Annotated in this window: 23 protein-coding genes and 1 riboswitch; of the genes, 17 read left to right on the plus strand and 6 right to left on the minus strand. The window is 66.6% G+C overall.

Features of this window, described 5'->3' with window-relative positions; all coding sequences use genetic code 11:
- Window positions 1-129 precede the first annotated feature (129 nt).
- The 12 genes from C722_RS0113800 (at window position 130) to C722_RS0113855 (ending at window position 15,996) form a co-directional block, all read left to right on the plus strand.
- Window positions 130-1,749, plus strand: a complete 1,620-nt coding sequence (locus C722_RS0113800; RefSeq protein WP_017641054.1) for a PleD family two-component system response regulator — start codon at window positions 130-132, stop codon at window positions 1,747-1,749.
- A gap of 51 nt (window positions 1,750-1,800) precedes the next feature.
- On the plus strand, window positions 1,801-3,564 hold the full coding sequence (gene dsbD, locus C722_RS0113805; protein WP_017641055.1) for a protein-disulfide reductase DsbD: 1,764 nt from the start codon (window positions 1,801-1,803) through the stop codon (window positions 3,562-3,564).
- Window positions 3,565-3,680: 116 nt separating this feature from the next.
- Window positions 3,681-4,127 carry a type II 3-dehydroquinate dehydratase gene (gene aroQ, locus C722_RS0113810; RefSeq protein WP_017641056.1) on the plus strand — a complete coding sequence of 149 codons (447 nt, stop codon included), beginning with the start codon at window positions 3,681-3,683 and terminating at the stop codon, window positions 4,125-4,127.
- Window positions 4,128-4,180: 53 nt separating this feature from the next.
- A complete protein-coding gene (accB, locus tag C722_RS0113815; protein ID WP_017641057.1) occupies window positions 4,181-4,642 on the plus strand; it encodes an acetyl-CoA carboxylase biotin carboxyl carrier protein in 462 nt (153 codons plus the stop codon).
- Window positions 4,643-4,658: 16 nt separating this feature from the next.
- Window positions 4,659-6,005: an acetyl-CoA carboxylase biotin carboxylase subunit gene (gene accC, locus C722_RS0113820; RefSeq protein WP_017641058.1), complete on the plus strand. Its 1,347-nt coding sequence runs from the start codon at window positions 4,659-4,661 to the stop codon at window positions 6,003-6,005.
- Window positions 6,006-6,215: 210 nt separating this feature from the next.
- Window positions 6,216-7,091, plus strand: a complete 876-nt coding sequence (prmA, locus tag C722_RS0113825) for a 50S ribosomal protein L11 methyltransferase (RefSeq protein WP_017641059.1) — start codon at window positions 6,216-6,218, stop codon at window positions 7,089-7,091.
- 110 nt (window positions 7,092-7,201) lie between these two features.
- Window positions 7,202-8,632, plus strand: a complete 1,431-nt coding sequence (locus C722_RS0113830; protein ID WP_017641060.1) for a DUF3426 domain-containing protein — start codon at window positions 7,202-7,204, stop codon at window positions 8,630-8,632.
- 155 nt (window positions 8,633-8,787) lie between these two features.
- Window positions 8,788-9,780 carry a tRNA dihydrouridine synthase DusB gene (gene dusB / locus C722_RS0113835; protein WP_026083844.1) on the plus strand — a complete coding sequence of 331 codons (993 nt, stop codon included), beginning with the start codon at window positions 8,788-8,790 and terminating at the stop codon, window positions 9,778-9,780.
- The gene (fis, locus tag C722_RS0113840) at window positions 9,777-10,094 is read left to right on the plus strand and encodes a DNA-binding transcriptional regulator Fis (protein ID WP_026083845.1); all 318 of its coding nucleotides are present in this window, start codon (window positions 9,777-9,779) and stop codon (window positions 10,092-10,094) included. Before dusB ends, fis begins: the two co-directional genes overlap by 4 nt.
- A gap of 66 nt (window positions 10,095-10,160) precedes the next feature.
- On the plus strand, window positions 10,161-11,753 hold the full coding sequence (purH, locus tag C722_RS0113845) for a bifunctional phosphoribosylaminoimidazolecarboxamide formyltransferase/IMP cyclohydrolase (protein ID WP_017641062.1): 1,593 nt from the start codon (window positions 10,161-10,163) through the stop codon (window positions 11,751-11,753).
- Window positions 11,754-11,843: 90 nt separating this feature from the next.
- Window positions 11,844-13,127, plus strand: a complete 1,284-nt coding sequence (gene purD / locus C722_RS0113850; protein WP_017641063.1) for a phosphoribosylamine--glycine ligase — start codon at window positions 11,844-11,846, stop codon at window positions 13,125-13,127.
- Between the two features lie 94 nt (window positions 13,128-13,221).
- Entirely contained in the window at window positions 13,222-15,996 is a 2,775-nt protein-coding gene (locus C722_RS0113855; protein WP_017641064.1) for a hybrid sensor histidine kinase/response regulator, read from the plus strand.
- Here the strand turns inward: C722_RS0113855 and C722_RS0113860 are convergent.
- Window positions 15,980-16,375, minus strand: coding sequence for an acyl-CoA thioesterase (locus C722_RS0113860; RefSeq protein WP_017641065.1), 396 nt, complete (start codon window positions 16,373-16,375; stop codon window positions 15,980-15,982). The genes C722_RS0113855 and C722_RS0113860 overlap by 17 nt on opposite strands.
- A gap of 151 nt (window positions 16,376-16,526) precedes the next feature.
- A riboswitch (S-adenosyl-L-homocysteine riboswitch) is annotated at window positions 16,527-16,668 on the plus strand.
- A 22-nt stretch (window positions 16,669-16,690) separates the two neighbouring features.
- On the opposite strand from C722_RS0113860, the gene ahcY reads away from it, so the two are divergent.
- From ahcY to C722_RS0113875, 3 genes are all read left to right on the plus strand, one after another.
- Window positions 16,691-18,097 (plus strand): adenosylhomocysteinase, encoded by a 1,407-nt coding sequence (gene ahcY, locus C722_RS0113865; protein WP_017641066.1) that lies wholly within the window; start codon window positions 16,691-16,693, stop codon window positions 18,095-18,097.
- A gap of 52 nt (window positions 18,098-18,149) precedes the next feature.
- Window positions 18,150-18,986 (plus strand): methylenetetrahydrofolate reductase [NAD(P)H], encoded by an 837-nt coding sequence (gene metF, locus C722_RS0113870; RefSeq protein WP_017641067.1) that lies wholly within the window; start codon window positions 18,150-18,152, stop codon window positions 18,984-18,986.
- Window positions 18,987-19,170: 184 nt separating this feature from the next.
- Window positions 19,171-21,048, plus strand: a complete 1,878-nt coding sequence (locus C722_RS0113875; protein ID WP_017641068.1) for a DEAD/DEAH box helicase — start codon at window positions 19,171-19,173, stop codon at window positions 21,046-21,048.
- Window positions 21,049-21,127: 79 nt separating this feature from the next.
- Here C722_RS0113875 and C722_RS0113880 read toward each other — a convergent pair whose 3' ends face one another.
- The 3 genes from C722_RS0113880 to C722_RS0113890 form a co-directional block, all read right to left on the minus strand.
- Window positions 21,128-21,415 carry a PA4642 family protein gene (locus C722_RS0113880; RefSeq protein ID WP_017641069.1) on the minus strand — a complete coding sequence of 96 codons (288 nt, stop codon included), beginning with the start codon at window positions 21,413-21,415 and terminating at the stop codon, window positions 21,128-21,130.
- A 116-nt stretch (window positions 21,416-21,531) separates the two neighbouring features.
- Window positions 21,532-22,002 carry a WbuC family cupin fold metalloprotein gene (locus C722_RS0113885; protein WP_017641070.1) on the minus strand — a complete coding sequence of 157 codons (471 nt, stop codon included), beginning with the start codon at window positions 22,000-22,002 and terminating at the stop codon, window positions 21,532-21,534.
- The gene (locus C722_RS0113890; RefSeq protein WP_017641071.1) at window positions 21,999-22,553 is read right to left on the minus strand and encodes a hypoxanthine-guanine phosphoribosyltransferase; all 555 of its coding nucleotides are present in this window, start codon (window positions 22,551-22,553) and stop codon (window positions 21,999-22,001) included. The genes C722_RS0113885 and C722_RS0113890 overlap by 4 nt, the downstream gene beginning before the upstream one ends.
- Before the next feature lie 255 nt (window positions 22,554-22,808).
- On the opposite strand from C722_RS0113890, the gene upp reads away from it, so the two are divergent.
- Together upp and C722_RS0113900 are read left to right on the plus strand one after the other, a co-directional pair.
- Complete coding sequence (gene upp, locus C722_RS0113895) at window positions 22,809-23,447, plus strand: uracil phosphoribosyltransferase (protein ID WP_017641072.1); 639 nt, start codon at window positions 22,809-22,811, stop codon at window positions 23,445-23,447.
- A 2-nt stretch (window positions 23,448-23,449) separates the two neighbouring features.
- A complete protein-coding gene (locus C722_RS0113900) occupies window positions 23,450-24,715 on the plus strand; it encodes a uracil-xanthine permease family protein (RefSeq protein ID WP_017641073.1) in 1,266 nt (421 codons plus the stop codon).
- A 19-nt stretch (window positions 24,716-24,734) separates the two neighbouring features.
- On the opposite strand, the gene C722_RS0113905 is transcribed toward C722_RS0113900, so the two are convergent.
- On the minus strand, window positions 24,735-25,790 hold the full coding sequence (locus C722_RS0113905; RefSeq protein WP_017641074.1) for a ferrochelatase: 1,056 nt from the start codon (window positions 25,788-25,790) through the stop codon (window positions 24,735-24,737).
- Window positions 25,787-26,695: a TIGR01777 family oxidoreductase gene (locus tag C722_RS0113910; protein ID WP_017641075.1), complete on the minus strand. Its 909-nt coding sequence runs from the start codon at window positions 26,693-26,695 to the stop codon at window positions 25,787-25,789. The genes C722_RS0113905 and C722_RS0113910 overlap by 4 nt, the downstream gene beginning before the upstream one ends.
- Window positions 26,696-26,710: the final 15 nt, after the last annotated feature.

The raw sequence follows: 26,710 nt of genomic DNA on the forward strand, positions 1-26,710 counted from the left end.
GCTACTCCAGAAGCGACCGACAGTGTCCATGCGAGCGGCATAGCCGCCGCTAACCAGGGTACCGCCTCTCCCCTGCCCGCCAGCAATTGGTAGCATAGGGCCACCACCTCAAGAATGACGGAACAATTCGTGAGCGAACCAGATGATCCGAGCCGGGACCGCCTCAAGCTGCACTTCGCGCAACGGGTCATCCACCAGTCGCGCCAGGTGCTGGAGATCTGGCAACGGCTGCAACGAGACGAGTGGACGGCCGGCAGCCTGGTCGAGCTGACCGACGCCAACGCGCGCCTGCTGCAATACGCCAAGCGCTTCGAGCAGCAGGGCCATGCCGAGCTCGCCGAGGCCATCGGCGCCTCCCTGGCCCAGGTCGCCGCCAATCGCGGCCGCCTCAACAGCCAGGCCATCACCGAACTCAGCCTGGCCATGCAGAGCCTGTCGCGCACCGGACTGCGCCAGGGCGACCAGCTGGAAACCACCAGCCTGCCGCCGCTGCGCAAGCCGATCTACATCGCCCTGCTCGACACCGAGCGCGCCGAGCGCCTGGCGCAGCAGATGGAATACTTCGGCGTCACCATCCAGATCATCCACGGCGCCGACGACTTCCGCGCGATGATGGACAGCCGGCACCCGGCGGTCATCGTCATGGACGTGGACTTCGGCGGCGCGGGTGCCGGCATCCAGCTGGCGCTGGAGGCCCAGACCGGTCTGGAGCGCAAGCTGCCGGTGCTGTTCTACAGCCACCAGGAAGCCGACACCCCCTTTCGCCTGGCCGCGGTGCGCGCCGGTGGCCAGGAGTTCTACACCGGCACCCTGGATTCGGCGCGGCTGCTGGAAAAGATCGAGACCCTCACCCGCACCGTCTACTACGACCCGATCCGCGCCCTGGTGGTGGACGACTCCCGGGCCCAGGCCATGGCCACGGAAATGGCGCTCAACAGCGCCGGCATCGTCACCCGCACCCTGATGCAACCCGGCGCGGTGATGGCGCACCTGGCCGAATTCGTGCCCGACCTGATCATCCTCGACATGTACATGCCCGAGTGCACCGGCACCGAGCTGGCCAAGGTCATCCGCCAGCACGAGCGCTATGTCAGCGTGCCCATCATCTACCTGTCGGCCGAGGACGACCTCGACAAGCAGCTGGACGCCATGAGCGAAGGCGGTGACGACTTCCTCACCAAGCCGATCAAGCCGCGCCACCTGATCGCCACGGTGCGTACCCGCGCGGCCCGGGCGCGCAGCCTTCAGGCGCGCATCGTCCAGGACAGCCTCACTGGCCTGTACAACCACACCCACACCCTGCAGCTGCTGGAAGACGCCTGCTTCCGCGCCCGGCGCAGCCAGCGGCCGATCACCTTCGCCATGCTGGACATCGACCACTTCAAGCAGGTCAACGACCACTACGGCCATCCCATGGGCGATCGGGTGATCAAGAGCCTGGCGCTGTTCCTCAAGCAGCGCCTGCGCAAGTCCGACCACATCGGCCGTTATGGCGGCGAGGAATTCGCCATCGTGCTGCCCGACACCGACCTGGCCACCGCCACCCGCCTGATCGACGAGATCCGCCAGCGCTTCGCCGAGATCCACTATCCGGCGCCGCCCAAGGAACTCAGCTGCACCTTCAGCGCCGGCGTGGCGCAGCTGCAGCCCGGCCAGGAGATGCCCGCTTTGGCCAAGCAGGCGGACGAAGCCCTCTATGCCGCCAAGCATGCGGGGCGCAATTGCGTGCGCCAGTACGGCCAGGACTGACCAGCCAGATGCCTCTGCTATGATCGGCCGCTGCCGATCGCCGAGAAGCCCATGCGTGTCCTGCTGTTCCTGCTCACCCTGCTGCTGACCCTGCCCGCCACCGCCGGCCTGTTCGATGCGCCGCGCCCGAGCGCCGCGCTGGGCCTGGACGGTCAGCGCCCCAGTCAGCAATTCCTGCCGGTGGATCAGGCCTTTCGCCTGGAGCAGCGCCGCGACGCCGAAGGCCGCCCCCAGCTGCGCTTCACCATCGCCGAGGGCTACTACCTCTATCGGCAACGCTTCGCCTTCGACGCCGACCCTGGTCTGCTCACCGCGCCGGTTGCCCTGCCGCCCGGCGAGCCCAAGCACGATGAATGGTTCGGCGATGTCCAGGTCTATCACGCCGGCGTCGACATCCCCCTGCCCCTCGCGCCCGGCCGCGGCGGTCGGATCACGGTCACCTACCAGGGTTGCGCCGACCGAGGTCTCTGCTATCCACCGGAAACCCGCATCCTGGATATCGCCAGCTCCGCGGCCTTGCCCACGGCGAGCCCGGCGGCCAGCGCCCCTGCCCCCGATCAGGTCGGCTGGAACAGACTCCTGCTGGCCTTCCTCGCCGGGCTGGGGCTGACCTTCACCCCCTGCGTCCTGCCGATGCTGCCCATCGTCTCGGCGGTGGTGCTGGCCGGCAAGGCGCGTCCGGGTCGTGGCCTGCTGCTGGCGTTGGCCTACGTGGTGCCCATGGCTCTGAGCTTCGCGGCCTTGGGCGCGCTCATGGGCGTCTTTGGCGCCAGTCTCAATCTGCAGGCGCAACTGCAGTCGGCCTGGGTGCTGATTCCCTTCGCCGCGCTGTTCCTGCTGTTCGCCCTGGCCATGTTCGGCCTTTTCGAACTGCGCCTGCCGGCGGCCCTGCGCGAGCGCCTGGAACAGCTGGCCAGCAGCACCCGCGGCGGCTCCCTCGGCGGCGCGGCCACCCTGGGCGTGCTCTCCAGCCTGATCGTCTCGCCCTGCGTCTCGGCGCCCCTGGCGGGCCTGCTGCTCTACATCAGCAGCACCGCCGACTGGCTTGGCGGCGGACTCGCCCTGTTCGCCCTGGGCCTGGGCATGGGTACCCCGCTGGTCCTCATCGCCGCCGGTGGCGGCGCCCTGCTGCCACGCAGCGGCGCCTGGCTGGTGGGCATGCGCAACGCCTTTGGCGTGCTGCTGCTGGCGGTGGCCCTGTGGCTGCTCGAACGGCTGTTGCCAGGACCACTGGCCTTGGCCGCCTGGGGCCTGCTGGCGGCCGGCGTCGGGTTGTTTCTCGGGGCCCTGGAATGGGTGCCCAAGCCGCCCCGTCAGCGCCTGCTGCAACTGGCCGGGCTGGCCCTGGTGGTCTATGGCGTGGCGGCGGGTATCGGTGCCCTGCACGGCGCCAGCGATCCGCTGCGGCCCCTGGGTGACTCGACGGCGCCTGGAGTGGCTGCGCACCCCGACGGCATGCGCAGCCTCAGCGATCCGGCTGCTCTAACCAGCAGTCTCGGCGGCGGTCGACCGGTGCTGGTAGACGTCTACGCCGACTGGTGCATCAGCTGCAAGATCATCGAGCGCGAGGTATTCGGCAACCCCGAAGTCCAGGCACAACTCAAGGACTTCGAGCTGATCCGCTTCGATATGACGCAAAGCACCCGGGAACAGCGGCAGTGGCTGCAGCAGCACGGCCTGTTCGGCCCGCCGGCGATCCTGTTCTATGCGGCCAACGGCCAGGAACAGGCAAAGGGACGCATCGTCGGCGAAATCGACGCCGCGGGCTTTCTCGCCCGACTGGGCGAAGCAAAAAGGCTTATCGCCAGCGATTAAAAGAATTTCGCCCAACGTGCGGCTATTTCCGGCAAACGTCTAGCGACTGGACAGTCACCTCTGGTTGCGGCATAGTCCGCGGCCAATCTGGTTGCGAAATCGCGAGGCAAGTGGCTATGGCGCATCTGCTGGTACTGCACGGGCCCAACCTGAATCTGCTGGGCACCCGCGAGCCGGGCGTCTACGGTGCCACCACCCTGGCCCAGATCAATGCCGATCTCGAAGCCCGTGCCACCGCGGCGGGGCATCGCCTGCAGTCTCTGCAAAGCAATGCCGAACACCTGCTGATCGAACGCATCCACGCCGCGCGCGACGAAGGGGTGGACTTCATCCTGATCAATCCGGCCGCCTTCACCCATACCAGCGTCGCGCTACGTGACGCCTTGCTCGCGGTGAGCATCCCATTCATCGAAGTGCACCTGTCGAATGTGCACAAGCGCGAAGCCTTCCGCCACCACTCCTATTTTTCCGACGTGGCGGTCGGTGTCATCTGTGGGCTCGGTGCCAGTGGCTATCGCCTGGCCCTGGAAGCCGCCTGCGAACAGCTCGCCGCCCGCGGCTGAGCGCGACTCAATATCCAGAACATCACCTGAACCCGAGGGGAGAGCCAACGCCAATGGACATCCGTAAAGTCAAGAAACTGATCGAGTTGCTGGAAGAGTCCGGTATCGACGAGCTGGAAATCCGCGAAGGCGAAGAGTCCGTCCGCATCAGCCGCAACACCGGCCGCAACCAAGGCATGCAGACCGTCTACGCCGCTGCCCCCGCGCCGGTCGCCGCTCCGGCTCCGGCCGCTGCGCCGGCCGCCGCCGCTCCTGCCGAAGCCGCCGCTCCGCAACTGACCGGTAACGTGGCTCGCTCGCCCATGGTCGGCACCTTCTACCGCGCGTCCTCGCCCACCACCCCGGCCTTCGTCGAAGTCGGCCAGCAGGTGAAGAAAGGCGACATCCTGTGCATCGTCGAAGCCATGAAGATGATGAACCACATCGAAGCCGAAGCCAGCGGTACCATCGGCCAGGTGCTGGTCGAGAACGGTCAGCCCGTCGAATTCGACCAGCCGCTGTTCACCATTGTCTAAGCCCGTGGAGCCCACGATGCTGGAAAAAGTCCTGATCGCCAACCGCGGGGAAATCGCCCTGCGCGTGGTGCGTGCCTGCAAGGAGCTGGGCATCAAGACGGTGGCGGTTCATTCCACCGCCGACCGCGAACTGATGCATCTGTCCCTCGCCGACGAATCGGTGTGCATCGGCCCGGCCCCCTCGCCCCTGTCCTACCTGAACATCCCGGCCATCATCAGCGCCGCGGAAGTCACCGGTGCCACCGCCATCCATCCCGGCTACGGCTTTCTCGCCGAGAACGCCGACTTCGCCGAGCAGGCGGAGCAGTCCGGTTTCGCCTTCGTCGGCCCCACCGCCAGCGTGATTCGCCTGATGGGCGACAAGGTCTCCGCCAAGAACGCCATGAAGCAGGCCGGCGTACCCACCGTACCGGGCTCCGATGGCGCCCTGCCGGATGACGAGGCCGAGTGCCTGCGCATCGGCCGCGAAGTCGGCTATCCGGTGATCATCAAGGCCGCCGGTGGCGGTGGTGGTCGTGGCATGCGCGTGGTGGAGGACGAAGCCGAGCTGATCAAGTCGATCAAGCTGACCCAGACCGAGGCCGGCGCCGCCTTTGGCAACTCCATGGTCTACATGGAGAAGTTCCTCGGCAATCCGCGTCACGTGGAAGTCCAGGTGCTCTCCGATGGCCAGGGCAATGCCGTGCACCTCTACGATCGCGACTGCTCGCTGCAGCGCCGCCATCAGAAGGTCATCGAAGAGGCGCCTGCGCCCCAGATCGACGAAAAGGCCCGTGAAGAAGTCCTGGCGCGCTGCGTCAAGGCCTGCATCGACATCGGCTACCGGGGCGCCGGCACCTTCGAATTCCTCTACGAAGACGGCCGCTTCTACTTCATCGAGATGAACACCCGCGTGCAGGTGGAGCATCCGGTGACCGAGATGATCACTGGTGTCGACATCGTCAAGGAGATGCTCAGCATCGCCGCTGGCAACAAACTGTCGATCAAGCAGGAAGACATCAAGATCACCGGTCACGCCATCGAGTGCCGGATCAACGCCGAAGACCCCAAGACCTTTATGCCCTCCCCGGGCCTGGTCAAGCATTTCCATGCCCCGGGCGGCAACGGCGTGCGGGTCGATTCGCACCTGTACAGCGGCTACAAGGTTCCGCCGAACTACGATTCGCTGATCGCCAAGCTGATCACCTGGGGCAAGACCCGCGACGAGGCCATGGCCCGGATGCGCAACGCCCTGGACGAGCTGATCGTCGACGGCATCAAGACCAACGCCGATCTGCACCGGATGCTGACCCGCGACCAGGCCTTCGGCCAGGGCGCGGTGAACATCCACTATCTGGAGAAGAAGCTCGGCATGCGCCACTAACTAGCGTGACGGCTGCGCGTCGGCCAGGCTGCGTTGGAAACCGCCTCGGAATGCTCATTTACTCTATGTAAACTGCGCTTCCTCGGCGATTTCCGCCTTGCCTGACCTAGCTCGCTCGCCCCGTCGGCTTCTTACCTAGTAAACGGGCTGCCCTCGGGCAGCCCGTTTTCATTTACCCTCCCCGCTTTGACCCGATTCAGGTAGCCCACCATGTCCTGGCTGCAAGTCCGCCTCGCCCTCACCCCCGCCCAGGCGGAAACCTACGAAGACCTCATGCTCGAATTGGGCGCGGTCTCGGTGACCTTCATGGACGCCGAAGACCAGCCGATCTTCGAGCCGGATCTGGGCACCACCCCGCTGTGGTCCCAGACCCACCTGCTGGCGCTGTTCGAAGGCGACACCGACGCCGCGGCTCTGGAACAGCGCGTGCAGCTGCTGGCCAACGGCCTGACCTACGAGGTGGAGCGCCTGGAAGACCAGGAGTGGGAGCGCAGCTGGATGGACAACTTTCAGCCCATGCGCTTCGGCCAGCGGCTGTGGATCGTGCCCAGCTGGCACGAGGCCCCGGAACCCGAGGCGGTCAATCTGCTGCTGGATCCGGGCCTGGCCTTCGGTACCGGCACCCATCCCACCACCTCGCTGTGCCTGCAATGGCTGGACGGCGAACCGGTCGCAGGTCGGCAGGTGCTGGATTTCGGCTGCGGCTCGGGCATCCTCGCCATCGCCGCCCTGCTGCTGGGCGCCGAGCGCGCCGTGGGCACCGACATCGACGTCCAGGCCCTGGAAGCCTCGCGGGAGAACGCCAATCGCAACGGCATCGACCCGGCACGCTTTCCGCTCTATCTGCCCGCCGATCTGCCAGACGAGCCGGCCGACGTGGTGGTGGCCAACATCCTTGCCGGTCCGCTGGTCGGCCTGGCCGAGCAAATCACCCGCCTGACCCGCATCGGTGGGCGCCTGGCGCTTTCCGGCATCCTCGCCGAGCAGGCCGAGGACGTGCGCGCCGCCTACGCCGGCTGCTTCGACCTGGAGCCCACCGCCACCCTGGACGGCTGGGTGCGCATCAGCGGGACCCGCCGCCGCTGATCGGCCAAGGTTCCACCAGGCCGCTTACCCGGCGGCCCGGTGGAGCCCCTTCTTTCGCCTGGGCCTTCGGGTACACTAGCGCGCTTAAATTCCCTGGCTGTCGCCTCGCCATGACCGAATCCCTCGTCGCCCAGTGTCCGCATTGCCATACCCGCTTCCGCGTCACCCAGGAACACCTGGCCGCCGCGGATGGCGACGTACGCTGTGGCGTCTGCCTGGAAGTGTTCAACGCCAGCAATCAGGCCGCGCCTTTGACGGCACCGGAACCCGTGCCCGCGCCGCCCATGCCGGCGCCGACGCCCAGTGAAGCGGCCTGGCCCCATGACGAACTGGACCTGAGCCATCTGGAATTGGACGCCGAGGTTGCTCGCCTGGGCGCCCTGGAAGAACAGCGCCGCGCGCCGACTGCGCCTCCCGCCATCGCCGCGCCGCCTGCCGTCACCACGCCGCGGGAAGAACCGGCACCGGCCCAAGGCCTGGCTGCCCGCCGCCTCCAGGAAGACGAGGAGGCCTTCGCGCTGCCTTCGCTTGGCGCCCTATCCGCCGCACGCGAACCCGAGCCGGAATCCCTGCGCCTGCCGACCGAGCCCGAAGTGGCGTTCGAGCCCGAACCGCTGTCTGTGCCCCTCACCGCCGCCGAACCGGAACCAGCGCTTGCGCCGGAACCTGCATTCGCATCGGAACCCGAGCCCGAGCCGGCCATCAGCCCCTTGCCTGCCGTCGCGCCGGCGGCCCCGCTCACGGCCCTGCGCACCCCATTGAAACCGGCCCCGGCCACGCCGCCCGCGCCCCTCACCGCCGCCCCGGCCGAGCGCCAGGAGCCGGCACTCGGCCGGGTCGAGGCCGACGAAGACGAACGCGCCGAACCCGGCCTGGGCCGCCTCGACGACTGGCAGGAGCCCGCAGCCGAACCTCTCAGCGCCGACCGCGACCGCGACGACGAGGCGCCGGCGGCCAAGTCCGCGGGCGTCCTGCGCAGCGAGCCGGAATGGCAGGACGATCCGCTGCTGGACCTGCACGACGAACCGCTGCAACTGGACAGTCACCAGCAGCGCCCACACTGGGGGCGCCGCCTGCTGTGGCTACTGCTCTGCCTGCTGGCACTGCTCGGCCTGGCCGGCCAGTACGTCTATTACCACTTCGACGAACTCGCACGGCAGGACAGCTATCGCCCGCTGTTCGTCCAGGCCTGTGCCAGCCTGGGCTGCAAGGTGCCGTCCAAGGTCGATGTCCAGCAGATCCGCAGCAGCAACCTGGTAGTGCGCAGCCATCCGCAATTCTCCGGCGCCCTGCGCGTCGATGCCATCCTCTACAACCGGGCGCCCTTCTCGCAGCCCTTTCCGATGCTGGAATTGCGCTTCGCCGACCTCAACGGCCAGCTGCTCGCCAGCCGCCGTTTCAAGCCGGGCGAATACCTGAATGGCGAACTGAAAGGCCAGGACGAGATGCCGCCGCAGACGCCGATCCACATCGCGCTGGACATTCTCGACCCCGGCCCGCGGGCGGTGAACTACAGTCTGAGCTTCTTCTCGCCGGAGTAGCCCCAGGGTGAATTGCTCATAAACTAGCCAACTCGCGCTTTATCCCGAGGCGGCGAGCGGGTATCATTCCCAACCCTTTTCAAGCACAGCAGCCCCTGTCCGCGGCCGGTTTCCGGCGCAGGCGGAACAGGCGCCTATTCGCCAGGGAAAAAGATATGTCGATGGTACGCATCGGCCCTTATACCTTGCCCAATCCGCTGATTCTCGCGCCCATGGCCGGGGTCACCGACCTGCCCTTCCGGCGCCTGTGCCTGGCACTCGGCGCCGGCATGGCCGTGTCGGAAATGGTGACCAGTGACGTGCGGCTCTATGACAGCCGCAAGTCGCGGCTGCGCCTGATCCACGCCAGCGAGCAGGAACCGCGTTCGGTGCAGATCGCCGGCGGCGATCCGGCGATGCTGGCCGAAGCGGCCCAGCGCAATGTCGAACTGGGTGCCCAGATCATCGACATCAACATGGGCTGTCCGGCGAAAAAGGTCTGCAACAAGGCCGCCGGCTCCGCGTTGATGAAGGACGAGGCCCTGGTGGCCGAGATCCTCGCCGCCGTGGTGGCGGCAGTGGACGTGCCCGTGACCCTGAAGATCCGCACCGGCTGGAGTCCCGACAATCGCAACGGCCTGCGCATCGCGCAGCTGGCCGAGGCGGCCGGCATCCAGGCCCTGGCCGTGCATGGCCGTACCCGCGACGACCGGTTCCTCGGCGCCGCCGAGTACGACACCATCGCCGCCATCAAGCAGGCGGTCGGCATCCCGGTGTTCGCCAACGGCGACATCGACAGCCCGGAAAAGGCCCGCAAGGTGCTCGAACACACCGGCTGCGACGGCCTGTTGATCGGCCGCGCCGCCCAGGGTCGGCCCTGGATCTTCCGCGAGATCGCCCACTACCTGGCGACCGGCGAACACCTGGCGGCGCCCAGCGCTGCGGAGGTGGAGGCCATCCTGCTGGAGCACCTCGACGCCCTGCACGCCTTCTACGGCCCGGAAATGGGCGTGCGCATCGCCCGCAAGCACGTCGGCTGGTACCTGGCCGACCGGCCGGGCGCCGCGGAATCGCGCGCCCAGTTCAACCGACTGCAAGACACCCAAGCCCAGCACGCCAGCATTCGCGCGTTCTTCGCGCAGCCCCCGACCGGGAAGCAGGTGGCATGAATTCGATGACCGAGACTTTGACTGGAACAGCGCCCGTGAGTGACAACGGCGACCTCAAGCAGCACCTGACCGCTCCCCTGCAGGAAGGCCAGACGCTGCGCGACAGCGTGGAAAAGGCGCTGCGCAATTACTTCGCCCACCTCGATGGGCAGCCGGTGACCGACGTCTACAACATGGTGCTCTGCGAAGTGGAAGCACCCCTGCTCGAAAGCGTGATGAATTACGTCAAGGGCAACCAGACCAAGGCGTCGGAGATGCTCGGGCTCAATCGCGGCACCCTGCGCAAGAAGCTCAAGCAGTACGACCTGCTCTGATCCGCCTCCTCGCCGGCGGCCCAGGGGGCTTGACCGGCGGTCTTCTTCCTCCTGATGGACATGACCATGACCGACCAGACCTCTCGCCTCCCCGTCCGCCGTGCGCTGATCAGCGTGTCCGACAAGACGGGCGTCGTCGACTTCGCCCGTGAACTCGCGGCCATCGGCGTGGAAATCCTGTCCACCGGCGGCACCTACAAGCTCTTGCGCGACGAAGGCATCCCGGCGGTGGAAGTCGCCGACTACACCGGCTTCCCGGAGATGATGGACGGTCGCGTCAAGACCCTGCATCCCAAGATCCACGGCGGCATCCTCGGTCGTCGTGGCGTCGACCATGAGGTGATGAGCGAACACGGCATCCGTCCGATCGACCTGGTCGCGGTCAATCTCTACCCCTTCGCCGCCACCGTGGCCAAGCCCGGCTGTAGCCTGGCCGACGCCATCGAGAACATCGACATCGGCGGGCCGACCATGGTCCGCAGCGCGGCCAAGAACCACAAGGACGTCGCCATCGTGGTCAATGCCAGCGACTACGCGGCCATCCTCGACGACCTCAAGGCCGGCGGCCTGACCTATGCCCAGCGCTTCGACCTGGCGCTCAAGGCCTTCGAGCACACCGCCGCCTACGACGGCATGATCGCCAACTACCTGGGCAGCATCGACCAGCAGGCCGAGACCCTGTCCACCGCAGGCCGCGCCGCCTTCCCGCGCACCTTCAGCGCCCAGTTCATCAAGGCGCAGGACATGAGATACGGCGAGAACCCGCACCAGCAGGCCGCCTTCTATGTCGAGCACGCCAGCGAAGCCTGCGTGGCCACCGCCACCCAGCTGCAGGGCAAGGAACTGTCCTTCAACAACGTCGCCGACACCGACGCCGCCCTGGAAACCGTGAAGAGCTACGACGCGCCGGCCTGCGTCATCGTCAAGCACGCCAACCCCTGCGGCGTGGCCGTGGCCAGCGACATCCGCCAGGCCTATGAACTGGCCTATGCCACCGACAGCGAGTCGGCCTTTGGCGGCATCATCGCCTTCAACCGCGAACTGGACGCCGAGACCGCCCGCGCCATCGTCGAACGTCAATTCGTCGAGGTGATCATCGCCCCGCGCGTCAGCGCCGAGGCCCGCGAGGTGGTGGCGGCCAAGGCCAACGTCCGCCTGCTGGAATGCGGCGAATGGCCCGCCGAGCGCAAGCCCGGCCTGGACCTCAAGCGCGTCAACGGCGGTCTGCTGGTGCAGAGCCGCGACATCGCCATGATCACCGCCGACGACCTCAAGGTGGTGACCCAGCGCGCGCCCAGCGAGCAGGAGCTGCAAGACCTGATCTTCGCCTGGAAGGTGGCCAAATTCGTCAAATCCAATGCCATCGTCTACGCCAAGGGTCAGCAGACCGTGGGTATCGGTGCCGGCCAGATGAGCCGCGTCAACTCGGCACGCATCGCCGCCATCAAGGCCGAACACGCCGGTCTGGCCGTGGCCGGGGCGGTCATGGCCTCGGACGCCTTCTTCCCCTTCCGTGACGGCATCGACAACGCCGCGGCCAATGGCATCACCGCGGTGATCCAGCCGGGCGGCTCCATGCGCGACGCCGAAGTCATCGCCGCCGCCGACGAAGCCGGCATCGCCATGGTCTTCACCGGCATGCGCCACTTCCGTCACTAAGGCCCGCCCCGCCGAAGGCATCGGGCCTTCGGCGTCGACTCCATCGTCAACGGCGGATGGCCACGTGCGGTCCGCCCAGAGGAAAGCTTCATGAACGTACTCATCATCGGCAGCGGCGGTCGCGAACACGCCCTGGCCTGGAAGGTCGCCCAGGACACCCGGGTCACCAAGGTCTACGTCGCTCCCGGCAACGCCGGCACCGCCACCGAGGCCAAGTGCGAGAACGTCGCCCTCGACGTCCTGGCCCTGGACCAGTTGGCCGACTTCGCCGCCGCCAACGTCGAGCTGACCATCGTCGGCCCCGAGGCGCCGCTGGTAGCCGGGGTGGTCGATCTGTTCCGCCGCCGCGGCCTGCCCTGCTTCGGCCCCACCGCCGGCGCGGCCCAGCTGGAAGGCTCCAAGGCCTTCACCAAGGACTTCCTGGCCCGGCACCAGATCCCCACCGCCGCCTATGCCAACTTCACCGAGGTGGAGCCGGCCCTGGCCTATCTGCGCGCGCAGGGTGCGCCCATCGTGATCAAGGCCGATGGCCTGGCCGCCGGCAAGGGCGTGATCGTCGCCATGACCCTGGCCGAAGCCGAGGACGCCGTGCGTGACATGCTTTCCGGCAACGCCTTCGGCGATGCCGGGGCGCGGGTGGTGATCGAGGAATTCCTCGACGGCGAGGAAGCCAGCTTCATCGTCATGGTCGACGGCAAGAACGTGCTGCCCATGGCCACCAGCCAGGACCACAAGCGCGTCGGCGACGGCGACAGCGGCCCCAACACCGGCGGCATGGGCGCCTACTCCCCGGCGCCGGTGGTGACCCCCGAGGTCCACGCCCGGGTCATGCGCGAAATCATCGAACCCACCGTGGCCGGCATGGCCCGCGAAGGCAATGTCTACACCGGCTTTCTCTACGCCGGTCTGATGATCGACCAGAGCGGTGCGCCCAAGGTCATCGAATTCAACTGCCGTTTCGGCGATCCCGAGACCCAACCGGTGATGCTGCGCCTGCAGTCCAGCCTGGTGCTGCTGGTGGAAGCCGCCCTGGCCGAGGCCCTCGACAAGATCGAAGCCTGCTGGGATCCGCGCCCGAGCCTGGGCATCGTCCTGGCCGCTGGCGGCTATCCAGGTGACTATGCCAAGGGTGATGCCATCGCCGGTCTCGAAGCTGCCGCGGCCCTGCCGGGCAAGGTGTTCCACGCCGGCACCAGCCTGCGCGACGGTCAGGTCGTGACGGCCGGCGGTCGGGTGCTGTGCGCCACGGCCCTGGGCGAAACGGTCTCCGCCGCCCAGCAGAACGCCTCTGTGCTAGCCCGGGAAATCTCCTGGAATGGCTGCTTCCACCGCAGCGACATCGGCTACCGCGCCATCGCTCGCGAGCGACACTGAAGCTCGCCCAAGGGATCAGCCTGTTACACTGTTACGTCAACAGACGTGACTAGCTGATCTATACTCGACGTCCGCATTCGCGAAGGGAACTCTCGTGCACCGGCTCTGGATCGCCATAGGCTTTGTGATCAGCTGGCTGCTGTTGCTGCTGGTGGCCAACTCCGTACAGGCCGAGAACACGCCGGATGCGGGCTGGGCGCAGTATGAGGACGTCACCGGCGAATTCTCGCTCGACGACGTCCGCGACCGCCTGTCCGCCTTCAAGCCGCTGACCGCCGCCAAGGCCCACCGCCCCGCCGGCACCGGCGCGCTCTGGCTGCACACCCGTATCCAGCCCGATACGCAACAGCGTCTGCTGCGCATCATTTCGCCCAATGTGGGCTATCTCGACTTCTTCGCCTACCGCGACGACCAACTGCTCAGCGAGATCCGCGATGGCCTGTCGCGACCGCTGCTCAATCCGCAGCAGGTCAGTCGCGACTTCGTCTTTCCGATTCCGCACAGCGATGAACCGCTCGACCTCTTCCTGAGGTTCGAATCGCCCCAGCCGCTGCGGATCGCCCTGACCCTGAGCAGCAGTGCCGAAGCCGAGGTCACTCACCGCCTGGTGATGTTCGGCGTACTGCTGGGTTGCCTGGCGATGCTGGCGCTGTATAACGGCGTCCAGCTGCTCTATCACCGCAGTCGTGCTACCAGTGCCCTGACCCTGCTGCTGGTGATGCTGGTGGGCGTGGCGCTGAACCTGTTCGGCTTGAGCAAGTTCCTGCTCGGCAGCTTCAAGGGCCAGGCGCCCTTGCTGACCGATCTGTCGGTGCTGGCCTGCAGCGCCGCCGGGCTGAATCTGATCGGCGCCTTCTTTGGCTGGCGGCGCCTGCCACCCTGGATGCGTCAACTGGTCAGAGTCCTGCTGGCCGTGGTCGGCCTGGCCGCGGTGGGTCGCATCGCCGCGGGCGATATCTACGTCGGCGACTGGTTGATGGCCGTCAACGGCATGGCTCTGCTCGCCTGCCTGGGCATCGCCGTGGAGCGCTGGCACCAGGGCGCCCGCTATGCCCGCCTGCTGGTGGTGAGCTGCGCCCTGCTGGCCCTGGCCGGGCTGATCGCGCTACCGATCCTGGCCGGCTATGCCAACCCCCCGGTGTGGATGGGCCGCGGCCTGATCGCCAGCTGCATGTTCAGCGGCATCCTGCTCACCCTGGCCCTGGAGGAGCGCCGCCGCTACCTGCGCGAAGAGCACTTCACCCGTACCCGCGATCGCGTGGCCAACCATGCGGAGCTCAAGGGCAAGGCCGAATTCCTCTCGCGCATCAGCCACGAGATCCGCACCCCCATGAACGGCGTGCTGGGCATGACCGAATTGCTGCAGGGCACCGCCCTGTCGGCCAAGCAGCGCGACTATGTGCAGACCATTCACAGCGCCGGCGCCGAGCTGCTCAATCTGATCAACGAGATCATCGACATCACCCGCCTGGAAAGCGGCCAGATCGAACTGGAAGAGGTCACCTTCGACCTCAATGCCCTGCTCGACGACTGCCTGGACATCTTCCGGCCCCGCGCCGAGGAACACCGCGTCGAATTGCTCAGCTTCATCCAGCCTCAGGTGCCCCGGCGCTTCATCGGCGATCCCACCCGCCTGCGCCAGATCCTGCTCAACCTGCTGGAAAACGCCTTCCAGCGCACCGAAGAAGGCGAGATCCTGCTGGTGATCTCCCTGGAAGAGGCCACCGGTCAGGCGCCGCGCCTGCGCATCTCGGTGCAGGACAGCGGCACCCCGCTGGACGCGGCGCTGAGTCGCCAGCTGCTGTCCACCCACCTCAACAGCCGCGACTTCCTCACCGGCGATACCGACAGCCTGGATTTCGGCCTGATCATCGCTCGCCAGCTGGTGCTGTTGATGCAGGGCGACTTCGGCATCCAGAACAACGCCGAGGGGGGGTCGAGCTTCTGGATCAGCCTGCCCATCCCGGCCCAGGCCCTGGTGCTGTCGCGCGGCGACAGCGACTATCCGCTGCAGGACGTGCGGGTGCTGGTGGTCGATGACAACGAACTGTGCCGCAAGGTCCTGCAGCAGCAGTGCAGCGCCTGGGGCATGCAGGCGGTCACCGCCGCCTCCGGGCGCGAGGCCCTGGCTCTGCTGCGCACCCAGTCGCACCTGCGGGAATACTTCGACGTGGTGCTGCTCGATCAGCAGATGCCGGGCATGACCGGCATGCAGCTCGCCGCGCGCATCAACGAAGACGAGAATCTCAACCACGACCTGCTGCTGATCATGCTCACCGGCCTGAGCAATGCGCCGAGCAAGGTCATCGCCCGCAACGCCGGCATCAAGCGGGTGCTGGCCAAGCCGGTGGCCGGCTACACCCTCAGGGCCACCCTGGCCGACGAGCTGTCGCGCCGTGGTCAGCGGGTCAGCGAACCCGAGCCCCAGGAACAGCCCAGCGGCATTCCCAGCGACTTCCGCGTGCTGGTGGCCGAAGACAACAGCATCTCGGTCAAGGTGATCCGCGGCATGCTCAAGAAACTCGGGGTCGAACCTGACACCGTGAGCAACGGCCTGGAGGCCTTCGAAAAGCTCCAGCAGAACACCTATGACCTCATTCTGATGGACTGCGAGATGCCCTTGCTGGACGGCTTCGGCGCCACCCGCCGGCTACGCGCCTGGGAACAGCAGAATCACCGCTCGCGCACCCCGGTGGTGGCCCTGACCGCCCATATCCTCGCCGAGCACAAGGATCGTGCCCAGGAGGCCGGCATGGACGGCCACATGGGCAAACCGATCGAACTCTCCCAGCTGCGCGAACTGCTGCTCTACTGGGCCGAACGGCGCCGACTGGACGTGACCCGTGGGGGGCTCAGGGCGAGTCCTTGAACCTGTCCTCGACGTAGGTGATCCGGGTCTTGCCGTGGGGCACCGGATTGCCTTCCTCGTCCAGGTTGACGAAGACGATCTTGTCGATGGTGAGGATGCTCTTGCGGGTGATCTTGTTGCGCACCTCGCATCTCAGGGTGATGGAGGTCCGGCCGAACTCGGTGGCGGTGATGCCCAGTTCGATGATGTCGCCCTGACGCGAGGCGCTGATGAAATTGATCTCCGAGATGTACTTGGTCACCACCTTGGGATTTTCCAGCTGCACGATGGCGTAGATCGCCGCCTCCTCGTCGATCCACTTGAGCAGGCTGCCGCCGAACAGGGTGCCATTGGCGTTGAGGTCTTCGGGTTTCACCCACTTGCGGGTATGGAAGTTCATCAGGGCTCCTTGAATTTCCGGGGGGGTTGAGCATCAGATCGGGGTGCGCACGGTAGATTCCGCCGGACCTGAGGCAGAGCGCCACCCTTTGGGTTTATCGCGATCCTCGTTATACTGCCCGCGCATCGCGGCCACCAGGCCGCTCCGCCTTCCGTTCGAGGGGCGCTGCAGCACGCTGCGTTATCCCATCCTAGCCGACCCGCCGCTGGCGCGGACCCTCGGCGGGCATGACGCCAGACGTTGTCAGGCTCGAGCGGAGCGTTATCAGAACGCATCAACGGCGCCCATTCGCACCTAACGAATGGAGACTCTTCAATGAGCGCTGTCCTCACGCCTGCCGCTTTCAACGATTTCAAGGTCGCCGACATCTCCCTGGCTGACTGGGGTCGTCGCGAAGTCATCATCGCCGAATCGGAAATGCCCGCCCTGATGGGTCTGCGGCGCAAGTACGCCGGTGAACAACCCCTGGCCGGCGCCAAGATCCTCGGCTGCATCCACATGACCATCCAGACCGCCGTGCTCATCGAGACCCTGGTGGCCCTGGGCGCCGAAGTGCGCTGGTCCAGCTGCAACATCTTCTCCACCCAGGACCAGGCCGCCGCCGCCATCGCCGCCGCCGGCATCCCGGTGTTCGCCTGGAAGGGCGAGACCGAAGCCGAATACGAGTGGTGCATCGAGCAGACCATCCTCAAGGATGGCCAGCCCTGGGACGCCAACATGGTGCTGGACGACGGCGGTGACCTGACCCAGATCCTGCACGACAAGTACCCCCAGGTGCTGGAACGCGTGCACGGCATCACCGAAGAGACCACCACCGGCGTGCACCGCCTGCTGGACATGCTCAAGGACGGCTCCCTCAAGGTCCCGGCGATCAACGTCAACGACTCGGTCACCAAGAGCAAGAACGACAACAAGTACGGCTGCCGCCACAGCCTCAACGACGCCATCAAGCGTGCCACCGACCACCTGCTGTCCGGCAAGCAGGCGCTGGTGATCGGCTACGGCGACGTGGGCAAGGGTTCGGCTGCCTCGCTGCGCCAGGAAGGCATGATCGTCAAGGTCTCGGAAGTCGACCCGATCTGCGCCATGCAGGCCTGCATGGACGGCTACGAGCTGGTCTCGCCCTATGTCGACGGTCTGAACGACGGCACCGAAGCCTCCGTGGATCGCGCCCTGCTGGGCAAGATCGACCTGATCGTCACCACTACCGGCAACGTCAACGTCTGTGACGCCAACATGCTCAAGGCACTGAAGAAGCGTGCCCTGGTGTGCAACATCGGTCACTTCGACAACGAGATCGACACCGCCTTCATGCGCCAGCACTGGGGCTGGGAAGAGGTGAAGCCGCAGGTGCACAAGATCCACCGCACCGGCCTGACCGTCGATCCGACCAACGACGACTACCTGATCCTGCTGGCCGAAGGCCGTCTGGTGAACCTGGGCAATGCCACCGGCCATCCCAGCCGCATCATGGACGGTTCCTTCGCCAACCAGGTGCTGGCGCAGATCCACCTGTACCAGGAGAAGTTCGCCGACCTGCCGGTCGCCGAGAAGACCGCCAACGTCACCGTCATGGTCCTGCCCAAGAAGCTCGACGAAGAGGTGGCGCTGGAAATGGTCAAGGGCTTCGGTGGCGTGGTGACCCGCCTGACCGAGGCTCAGGCCAAGTACATCGGCGTGACCCAGGAAGGCCCCTTCAAGCCCGACAGCTACCGTTACTGATGGCCAAGCCTCCCGCTCCCCGGAGCGGGAGGCTGCTCACGAGAGAGACGCCGTGAAACCCAGTCTGAGTTTCGAATTCTTTCCCTGCAAGACCGAAGCGGGCCACGAGAAGCTGATCGCCACGGCGCGGCAGCTGGCTGGCCACGGGCCGGAGTTCTTTTCCTGCACCTACGGCGCCGGCGGTTCCACCCGCGACGGCACCTATCGCACCGTGCGCCAGCTCAACGACGAGGTCGGGGTACCGACTGCGCCGCATCTGTCCTGCGTCGGCGACAGCAAGGCCAAGCTGCGCGAGTTGCTCCAGCAGTACCAGGAAGCCGGCATCAACCGCATCGTCGCCCTGCGCGGCGACCTGCCGTCCGGCATGGGCCTGTCCGGCGGTGGCGAATTGCGCTATGCCAGCGATCTGGTCGCCTTCATCCGCGAGGAGACCGGCGATCACTTCCATATCGAAGTCGCCGCCTATCCGGAAACCCATCCGCAGGCGCGCAGCTTTACGGACGACGTGCGCAATTTCGTGTACAAGATGGAGGCCGGTGCTGACCGCGCGGTCACCCAGTACTTCTTCAACGCCGACTGCTACTTCCATTTTGTGGAACGTGTCCGCAAACTGGGAGTCGAAGCCCCGGTGATCCCTGGCATCATGCCGATCACCAACTACAGCAAGTTGGCACGCTTCTCCGATGCCTGTGGCGCTGAACTGCCACGCTGGCTGCGGAAGCAACTGGAAGCCTACGGTGACGATACCCAGAGCATCCAGGCCTTTGGCGAAGAAGTCATGACCGCCCTCTGCGAGCGACTGCTCGAAGGCGGGGCACCTGGTGTGCACTTCTACACCCTGAACCAAGCGGAGCCGTGTATCGCCATCTGGCGAAACCTCGGTTTTTGAAGTCGGCCAGGCGAACTGGCGGCGACTTCGCCCAATCGTGATTACCGCTACCGGTCATCGCCCGACTCTTCATCCAGCGCAGGATGATGAGGGTGGGCGAGACGTCCGAAACCTTTCGGACGTCAACCGGCAGCGCAACCGCGCCCCCACGTCGGCGGGACGCCGACAGAGACAGGAACCCCGCATGTCCTTCATTTCCCTCGGTCTCTCCGAGGCCCTTGCCCGCGCCGTGGAAGACGCTGGCTACACGAATCCCACGCCTGTTCAGCAACGCGCCATTCCGGCCGTCCTGCAGGGTCGCGATCTGATGGTGGCTGCCCAGACCGGCACCGGCAAGACCGGCGGCTTCGCGCTGCCGGTGCTCGAGCGCCTGTTCCCCAACGGTCATCCCGATGGTCACCACTATGTGGCCAAGCAGCCCCGCGTGCTGGTACTGACGCCGACCCGCGAACTGGCGGCTCAGGTGCACGACAGCTTCAAGGTCTATGCCCGCGACCTGCCCATGCGCAGCGCCTGCGTCTTCGGTGGCGTCGGCCTCAAGCCGCAGGTCACCGCCCTGGCCAAGGGTGTCGATGTCCTCGTCGCCTGCCCGGGTCGGCTGCTGGACCTCGCCGGCCAGCAAAGCGTCGATCTGTCCGCCGTCGAGGTGTTGGTGCTGGACGAAGCCGACCGCATGCTCGACATGGGCTTCATCCATGACGTGAAGAAGGTCCTGGCCCGCCTGCCGGCGCAGCGCCAGAATCTGCTGTTCTCGGCCACCTTCTCCAAGGACATCACCGACCTCGCCGGCAAGTTGCTGCAGGATCCCGAGCGGATCGAGGTCACCCCGCCGAACACCACCGTCGAGCGCATCGAACAGCGGCTGTTCCGCATTCCGGCCAACCAGAAGCGCGCCCTGCTCGCCCACCTGATCACCCTGGGTGCCTGGGAACAGGTGCTGGTGTTCACCCGCACCAAGCACGGCGCCAACCGTCTCGCCGAGTACCTGAACAAGCATGGCCTGCCGGCCGCGCCGATCCATGGCAACAAGAGCCAGAATGCCCGCACCAAGGCCCTGGCCGACTTCAAGAGCAACGAGGTTCGCGTCCTCGTCGCCACCGACATCGCCGCCCGCGGCCTGGACATCGACCAGTTGCCCCACGTGGTCAACTTCGAGCTGCCCAATGTCGAGGAAGACTATGTGCACCGCATCGGCCGTACCGGCCGGGCCGGTCGCAGTGGCGAAGCCATCTCGCTGGTGGCGCCGGACGAAGAGAAGCTGCTCAAGGCCATCGAGCGCCTGACCAAGCAGAGCATTCCGGATGGCGACATGCAGGGCTTCGATCCGCAGTCCGTGCCGCCCGAGCAGCCGGAAGTGCGCGCCCCGCGCGAACCCCGTGGCAAGCCGCAGCAGAATCGTCAGAAGAAGGCCGACAAGCCGGCGCGCAGCGAAGGCAAAGGCCAGAATCAGGGCCAGAACCAGGGCAAGGCCGCCGGTAGCGAGCAGTCCGGCGCCCAGCCCCAGGGCGAGCGCAAGGGTCGTTCCCGCAATCGTCGCGACCGCCGCGATCGCGATGACGCCGGTCAGGCCAATGCGCAACCCGGCCAGGCCGTTGTGCAGCAGCCGCGCAATCGTGATCCGGAAGAATTTCTGGATGACGCCTACGACAACTTCGGCAATAGCGTCGACTACGTGAGCCCCTACCAGGGCAAGGGCCGCAAGGGTCCGCGTAGTGGCAACGGCGGCAACGCGCCGCGCGCCGCCACGACCGGCGGCCAGGGCCAGCCCCGCCAGGGTCAAGGCCAGGGCGCTGCCCGCGGTCCGCGCAGCCAGCAACAGCAGCAGCCCGGCAAGCGTCGTGGTCAGAACGGCCAGCCCCGTGCCGCCCGGCCCTATGAAGCCGCGCCCAGCGAGCCACGCGCCTATGCCACGGAAGAGCGGGCGTCGAACAAGCCGCAGCCGAAGATCGTGCACAAGCCGTCGCGTGCCGATCGCCTGCCGACCCTGGAGCAGCTGGAAGAGATGCCAAGCCGGCCCCGCAGCGAGAAGCCCGCGCTGCTGACCCGCAACCGCGACGCCTGATGGCCGACGGGCCGCTCAGGCGGCCCGTTCACCAGGCAAAAAGAAACCCCGCCATGGCGGGGTTTTTTTATGCGGCCATTTAGGCGTGGGCGGCGCGCAGGGCGTCAATATAGGGCTCGGCCTGACGATGGCTGCGGATCAGTTCGATGAAGTCCTCGCCCTGGTCGTTGCGGGCATCCAGGTCGTAGCCGGCCTCGACGAAGAAGCCGACGAAGCGCTCGAAATCGTCCGGACGCAGGCCACGATAGGCCTTGACCAGCTTGTGCAGAGACGCGGGGGTATCGTCCGCCGGTTCGACATCGAGGAACAGCCTGATCTGCTCGTCGCTGATCGCTTCACCGATGACCTGCTTTTTATCCTTGCGCATCCTTTGGCTACCTGTGCTGGGGGATTCTTTGGAGAAAAGGAGGACCGATTCTAACCCTGCCCCTCGCCTGCCCGCCAGTGACAAACCGTGGTGATACCGCGACCCTGGTCGAAAGTTCAATCGAATTGAGCGCGCATCCAGCTGCGATAGCGCTCGGCGTCGGGTGCACCCTCCAGCGGGGCCCAGGCCGGTCGTTCACCCTCGCCCAGCGGCACGAAGGGCCCTGCCTTGCATTCGAAGAACAGACAGTCGCCGTCCAGGGCCACCAGCGCATGGTAGTGCCTGGGAGCGAGATCGACGCCCTGGCAACCGGCGCGCTGGGACAATTCGCGGCGCACCAGCACCTGCCCCTCGTCGCTGAAGGTCAGCAGCCCCAGCCGGCCCTGCAGCACCAGCAGACTCTCGGCCTTGCGCGGATCCAGATGGCGGTGGGGCGGTATGTAGCTGTCTTCGCACATCCCCACCACCAGGCGATGGCAGGGCTCATCCATGCTGTGCAGGTTGTGATGGGCGCGCCGTCGCGGGCTGGCCGCCGCCTGCCGGAGCAGGTCGGCGAACAGCGCCTGATCGAACAGCCGCGCGGTCACAGCCCCTTCACGGCATAGATGCCGGGTGCGTTGCGCCAGTAGCCCTTGTAGTCCATGCCGTAGCCGAAGATGTAGCGATCGATGCAGGGCAGGCCGACGTAGGTGGCCTCCAGGCCCTTGACCTTGCGGTCGTGGGTCTTGTCGATCAACACGGCGGTATGGACCTCGCGAGCGCCGGCGTGGCGGCAGAAGTCGATGATGGCCTTGAGGGTGTGGCCCTCGTCGAAGATGTCGTCGACGATCAGCACGTCGCGATCGATGAAGGACACCTCGGGCTTGGCCTTCCAGAACAGCTCGCCGCCGGTGGTCTCGTTGCGATAGCGGGTAGCGTGCAGATAGGACATCTCCAGCGGGAAATTCAGCCGGGTGGCCAGCTTGCCGGTCAGGATCAAGCCGCCGTTCATGACGCAGAAGACCACCGGATTACGCTCGGCGAGATCGGCGGTGATGGACGCGGCGAGCCGGTCGATGGCCGCTTCGACCTGGGCTTCGTCATACAGGCAATCGGCTTCCTGCATGACCTGGCGGATGTGGGCGAGATCGGCGGACATGGGGCTTCTCCGGGGGACGGGGCGCCGGCCTGATGGTTGGCGCGGATAAAAGGCGGCAAAGGTACAGACACCGCGGACCGATCTCAAGCGCCGCCAGGCGGCTACTATTGTCGCAGGGTACTGCCCACCTCGGGTCGGATGCTTTAATGTACCGCGGTTTTTTTGTGCGCCTGCCCTTCCTGCGGCAGGCCTTCGGGCCGCCGGTCGTACCGAAACCGTCCTCGATCCGCTGCCCTACCGTCTCTGGAGAATCCCATGCCCGTTCACGAAATCCGCCATCCGCTCATCCGTCACAAGCTCGGCCTGATGCGGCGCGCCGACATCAGCACCAAGAACTTTCGCGAACTGGCCCAGGAAGTCGGCGCCCTGCTCACCTACGAGGCGACCAAAGACCTGCCGGTGGAAGAGGTGGACATCGAGGGCTGGTGCGGCACCGTCAAGGTGGAAAAGATCTCCGGCAAGAAGGTCACCGTGGTGCCCATCCTGCGCGCCGGCATCGGCATGCTCGACGGCGTGCTCAGCCTGATCCCCAGCGCCCGGGTCAGCGTGGTCGGCCTCGCCCGCAACGAATCCACCCTGCAGGCCCACACCTACCTGGAAAAGCTGGTGGGTGAACTGGACCAGCGGATGGCCATGATCATCGATCCCATGCTGGCCACCGGCGGCTCCATGATCGCCACCATCGACCTGCTGAAGAAGGCCGGGGCCAAGGAAATTCGCGCCCTGGTGCTGGTGGCGGCGCCCGAAGGCATCGCCGCGGTCGAGGAAGCCCATCCGGACGTGCGCCTCTACACCGCCTCCATCGACGAGCGCCTCAACGAGCACGGCTACATCCTGCCGGGGCTGGGCGATGCCGGTGACAAGATCTTCGGCACCAAGCAGAAGGACGCCTGAGCGTGACCGCGCGGGAACCGCTCTGGCGGGAGATCGTGGTGGGCGCCCAGATGCTCTTCGTGGCCTTTGGCGCGCTGGTGCTGATGCCGCTGATCACCGGCATGGACCCCAATGTGGCCCTCTTCACCGCAGGCTTCGGCACCCTGCTGTTCCATCTGGTCACCGGCCGCCAGGTACCGGTGTTCCTGGCATCGAGCTTCGCCTTCATCGCCCCGATCATCGCCGCCAAGGCGGAATTCGGCCTGCCGGCGGTGCTCGGCGGGGTGGTGGCGGCCGGCTTCGTCTACACCTTCCTCGGCCTGGCGGTGAAGGTGCGCGGCGTGGGCTTCATCGACCGCCTGCTGCCGCCGGTGGTGATCGCCCCGGTGATCATCTCCATCGGCCTCGGTCTGTCGCCGGTGGCGGCCAACATGGCCATGGGCAAGGCCGGTGACGGCAGCGCCCAGCTGGTGCCCTATGCCACGGCGATGCTGATCTCCATGCCGGCGCTGGTCACCACCCTGCTGGTGGCCATCTACGGCAAGGGCATGTTCCGCCTGGTACCCATTCTGGCGGGCGTCTTCGTCGGCTACGCGCTGGCCTTCGTCTTCGGCATCGTCCATACCGAGGGGATAGCCGCCGCGCCCTGGCTGGCGATCCCGGCCTTCGTCGCGCCGGAATTCCACTGGGGCGCCATCCTGTTCATGGTGCCGGTGGCCCTGGCGCCGGCCATCGAGCATGTCGGCGGGGTGATCGCGGTGGGCGGAGTGACCGGCAAGAACTACCTCAAGCAGCCCGGTCTGCACCGCACCCTGCTGGGCGATGGCCTGGCCACCTCCTCCGCCGGGCTGTTCGGCGGGCCGCCCAACACCACCTACGCCGAGGTGACCGGCGCGGTGATGCTGACCAAGAACCACAATCCACGGGTCATGCTGTGGGCGGCGGGCTTCGCCATGGTGCTGGCGTTCGTCGGCAAGTTCGGCGCAGCGCTGCAGACCATCCCGGTGCCGGTCATGGGCGGCATCCTCTGCCTGCTGTTCGGCTCCATCGCGGTGGTGGGCCTGAACATCCTGATCCGCCACCAGGTGGACCTGTCCGAGGCGCGCAACCTGGTGATCGTGTCCGTGACCCTGGTGTTCGGCATCGGCGGCATCGTCTTCGGCAACGGCGAGATCGGCCTCAAGGGCATCTCCCTCTGCGGCCTGATCGCCATCGGCCTCAACCTGGTCCTGCCCGGGCACAACGCCTGGAAGAAGGATGCCGAACCGCCAGAGCGTCCGCTGCTCTGACGGCCAGCTCAGGATGCCGTTACGCCGGCATCCTGGGCTGCTCAATGGGCTGCGGCGGCAGCTCCGCCACCTCTTCGCACAGCTCCACCAGCGCCCGGGCCCAGGCCGGGTCGTCGTTGACGCAGGGAATCAGCACCAGCTCCCGGCCACCGGCTTCGATGAACTGCTCGCGGCCGCGATCGCCGATCTCTTCCAGCGTCTCGATGCAGTCGGCGACAAAGGCCGGGCACATCACCAGCAGGCGCTTGACCCCGGCCTTGGCCAGCTCGTCCAGCCGTGCCTCGGTGTAGGGCTCAATCCACTTGTCCTTGCCCAGCCGCGACTGGAAGGACACCGACCACTTGCCAGCGGGAATGCCCAGGCGCTTGGTCACCAGTTCGGCGGTGCGCTGGCATTGGCTGCGGTAGCAGACGGCCAGGGCCTTGGCGGTGACCTTGCTGCTGTCGGGCGCGCGCAGGTCGTGGCTGCGATCCTTGACCAGCTTGCGGATGTGCCGCTCGGGCAGGCCGTGGAAGGACAGCAGCAGGTGGTCGTAGGGCTCCTCGAGATAGGGCTCGACGCTGGCCGCCAGCGCCGCCTGGTACTCCGGGCGATCGTAGAACGGCGGCAGGATCTTCAGCGTCAGTGGCAGCTGGTGGGCCTCGATCACCCGCCGCGCCTCGACGATGGCGGTGGTGGTGGTGCTGTCGGCGAATTGCGGATAGAGCGGCGCATAGGTCACCTCGCGGATGCCCTGGCTGGCCAGGCGCTTGAGCACCGACTCCACCGAGGGCTCGCCGTATCTCATGCACAACTCCACCGGACCATGGCGCCAGAGGGGCCGCACGGCCTCCTGCAGCCGGCGGCTGAGCACGATCAGCGGTGAGCCATCGTCCCACCAGATCGACTCATAGGCCTCGGCCGAGGCGGCGGGCCGCTTGATCAGCACCAGGGACACCAGCAGCCGACGCAGTGGCCAGGGCAGATCGACCACATAGGGATCCATCAGGAACTGGTTCAGATAGCGCTTCACGTCGGGGACGTGGGGCGAATCGGGCGAACCCAGGTTGGCGAGCAGCAGAGCGTTGGTAGTCATCGTGAATCCTTGGCGGCGAGCAGGTCGGCCAGGGCCGCATCCAGCTCGGGATAGCGAAAGACATAGCCGGCAGCGAGCAGGCGCTCGGGCCGGGCGCGCTGACCACCCAGCAAGAGGATGGACAGCTCTCCCATCAGGCGCAGGGCGAAGGCGGGAATCAGCAATCGCGCCGGGCGCCGCAAGGCCCGTCCCAGCGCCTCGGTGAAGTCCCGGTTGCGCACTGGCTCGGGGGCACAGAGATTATAAGGACCCTGGGCGTCGCTGCGGTTGAGAAGAAAATCGATGGCCCCGATTTGATCCTGTAAATGAATCCAGGGCATCCATTGGCGTCCGTTGCCCAGGCGCGCGCCCAGGCCGAAGCGGAACGGCGGCAACAACCGCAGCAGGAAGCCGTCGTCGGCGGCCAGCACCAGGCCGGTGCGCAGGTTGACCACGCGGATACCCAGTTGCTCGGCCTCGTTGGCGATCTGCTCCCAGGCCAGGCACAGCTCGCCGGCGAAGTCGGCGCCGGCCAGGCTGTCCGCTTCGCTCACCGGCTTCTCGCCGCTGTCGCCATAGAAGCCGGTGGCCGAGCCCGACAGCAGTACCGCGGGCTTCTGGCTGCGCCCACGCAGCCACTCCATCAACCGCTCGGTGGTGCCGATGCGGCTCTGCCAGAGTTCGGCCTTGCGACTGCGGGTCCAGGGCTTGTCGGCTATGGGCGCGCCGGCCAGATTGACCACCGCATCCAGGTGCTCGTCGCCCAGCGCCTCCAATTGAGCGATGCCGCGCACGCCGGGTCCGCACTCACGCGCCACCCGTGCCGGGTCGCGGCTGAGCACGGTGAGCTGGTGCCCGGCGGCCGCCCATTGGCGGCACAGCGCACGGCCGATCAATCCGGTGCCACCTGTCAGCAGGATATGCATGTCGTCACTTCCTTC

Source organism: Pseudomonas sp. 313 (assembly GCF_000316965.1).
Classification (GTDB): domain Bacteria; phylum Pseudomonadota; class Gammaproteobacteria; order Pseudomonadales; family Pseudomonadaceae; genus Chryseomonas; species Chryseomonas benzopyrenica.

Excerpts from the sequence above, each read along its gene's own strand:
- accC (WP_017641058.1), top strand. The coding sequence starts at position 4,659 with ATGCTGGAAAAAGTCCTGATCGCCAACCGCGGGGAAATCGCCCTGCGC.
- fis (WP_026083845.1), top strand. The coding sequence starts at position 9,777 with ATGAATTCGATGACCGAGACTTTGACTGGAACAGCGCCCGTGAGTGAC.
- C722_RS0113830 (WP_017641060.1), top strand. The coding sequence starts at position 7,202 with ATGACCGAATCCCTCGTCGCCCAGTGTCCGCATTGCCATACCCGCTTC.
- purH (WP_017641062.1), top strand. The coding sequence starts at position 10,161 with ATGACCGACCAGACCTCTCGCCTCCCCGTCCGCCGTGCGCTGATCAGC.
- dusB (WP_026083844.1), top strand. The coding sequence starts at position 8,788 with ATGTCGATGGTACGCATCGGCCCTTATACCTTGCCCAATCCGCTGATT.
- dsbD (WP_017641055.1), top strand. The coding sequence starts at position 1,801 with ATGCGTGTCCTGCTGTTCCTGCTCACCCTGCTGCTGACCCTGCCCGCC.
- purD (WP_017641063.1), top strand. The coding sequence starts at position 11,844 with ATGAACGTACTCATCATCGGCAGCGGCGGTCGCGAACACGCCCTGGCC.
- C722_RS0113860 (WP_017641065.1), bottom strand. The coding sequence starts at position 16,375 with ATGAACTTCCATACCCGCAAGTGGGTGAAACCCGAAGACCTCAACGCC.
- prmA (WP_017641059.1), top strand. The coding sequence starts at position 6,216 with ATGTCCTGGCTGCAAGTCCGCCTCGCCCTCACCCCCGCCCAGGCGGAA.
- C722_RS0113910 (WP_017641075.1), bottom strand. The coding sequence starts at position 26,695 with ATGCATATCCTGCTGACAGGTGGCACCGGATTGATCGGCCGTGCGCTG.
- ahcY (WP_017641066.1), top strand. The coding sequence starts at position 16,691 with ATGAGCGCTGTCCTCACGCCTGCCGCTTTCAACGATTTCAAGGTCGCC.
- aroQ (WP_017641056.1), top strand. The coding sequence starts at position 3,681 with ATGGCGCATCTGCTGGTACTGCACGGGCCCAACCTGAATCTGCTGGGC.
- upp (WP_017641072.1), top strand. The coding sequence starts at position 22,809 with ATGCCCGTTCACGAAATCCGCCATCCGCTCATCCGTCACAAGCTCGGC.
- C722_RS0113890 (WP_017641071.1), bottom strand. The coding sequence starts at position 22,553 with ATGTCCGCCGATCTCGCCCACATCCGCCAGGTCATGCAGGAAGCCGAT.
- C722_RS0113880 (WP_017641069.1), bottom strand. The coding sequence starts at position 21,415 with ATGCGCAAGGATAAAAAGCAGGTCATCGGTGAAGCGATCAGCGACGAG.
- accB (WP_017641057.1), top strand. The coding sequence starts at position 4,181 with ATGGACATCCGTAAAGTCAAGAAACTGATCGAGTTGCTGGAAGAGTCC.
- C722_RS0113875 (WP_017641068.1), top strand. The coding sequence starts at position 19,171 with ATGTCCTTCATTTCCCTCGGTCTCTCCGAGGCCCTTGCCCGCGCCGTG.
- C722_RS0113905 (WP_017641074.1), bottom strand. The coding sequence starts at position 25,790 with ATGACTACCAACGCTCTGCTGCTCGCCAACCTGGGTTCGCCCGATTCG.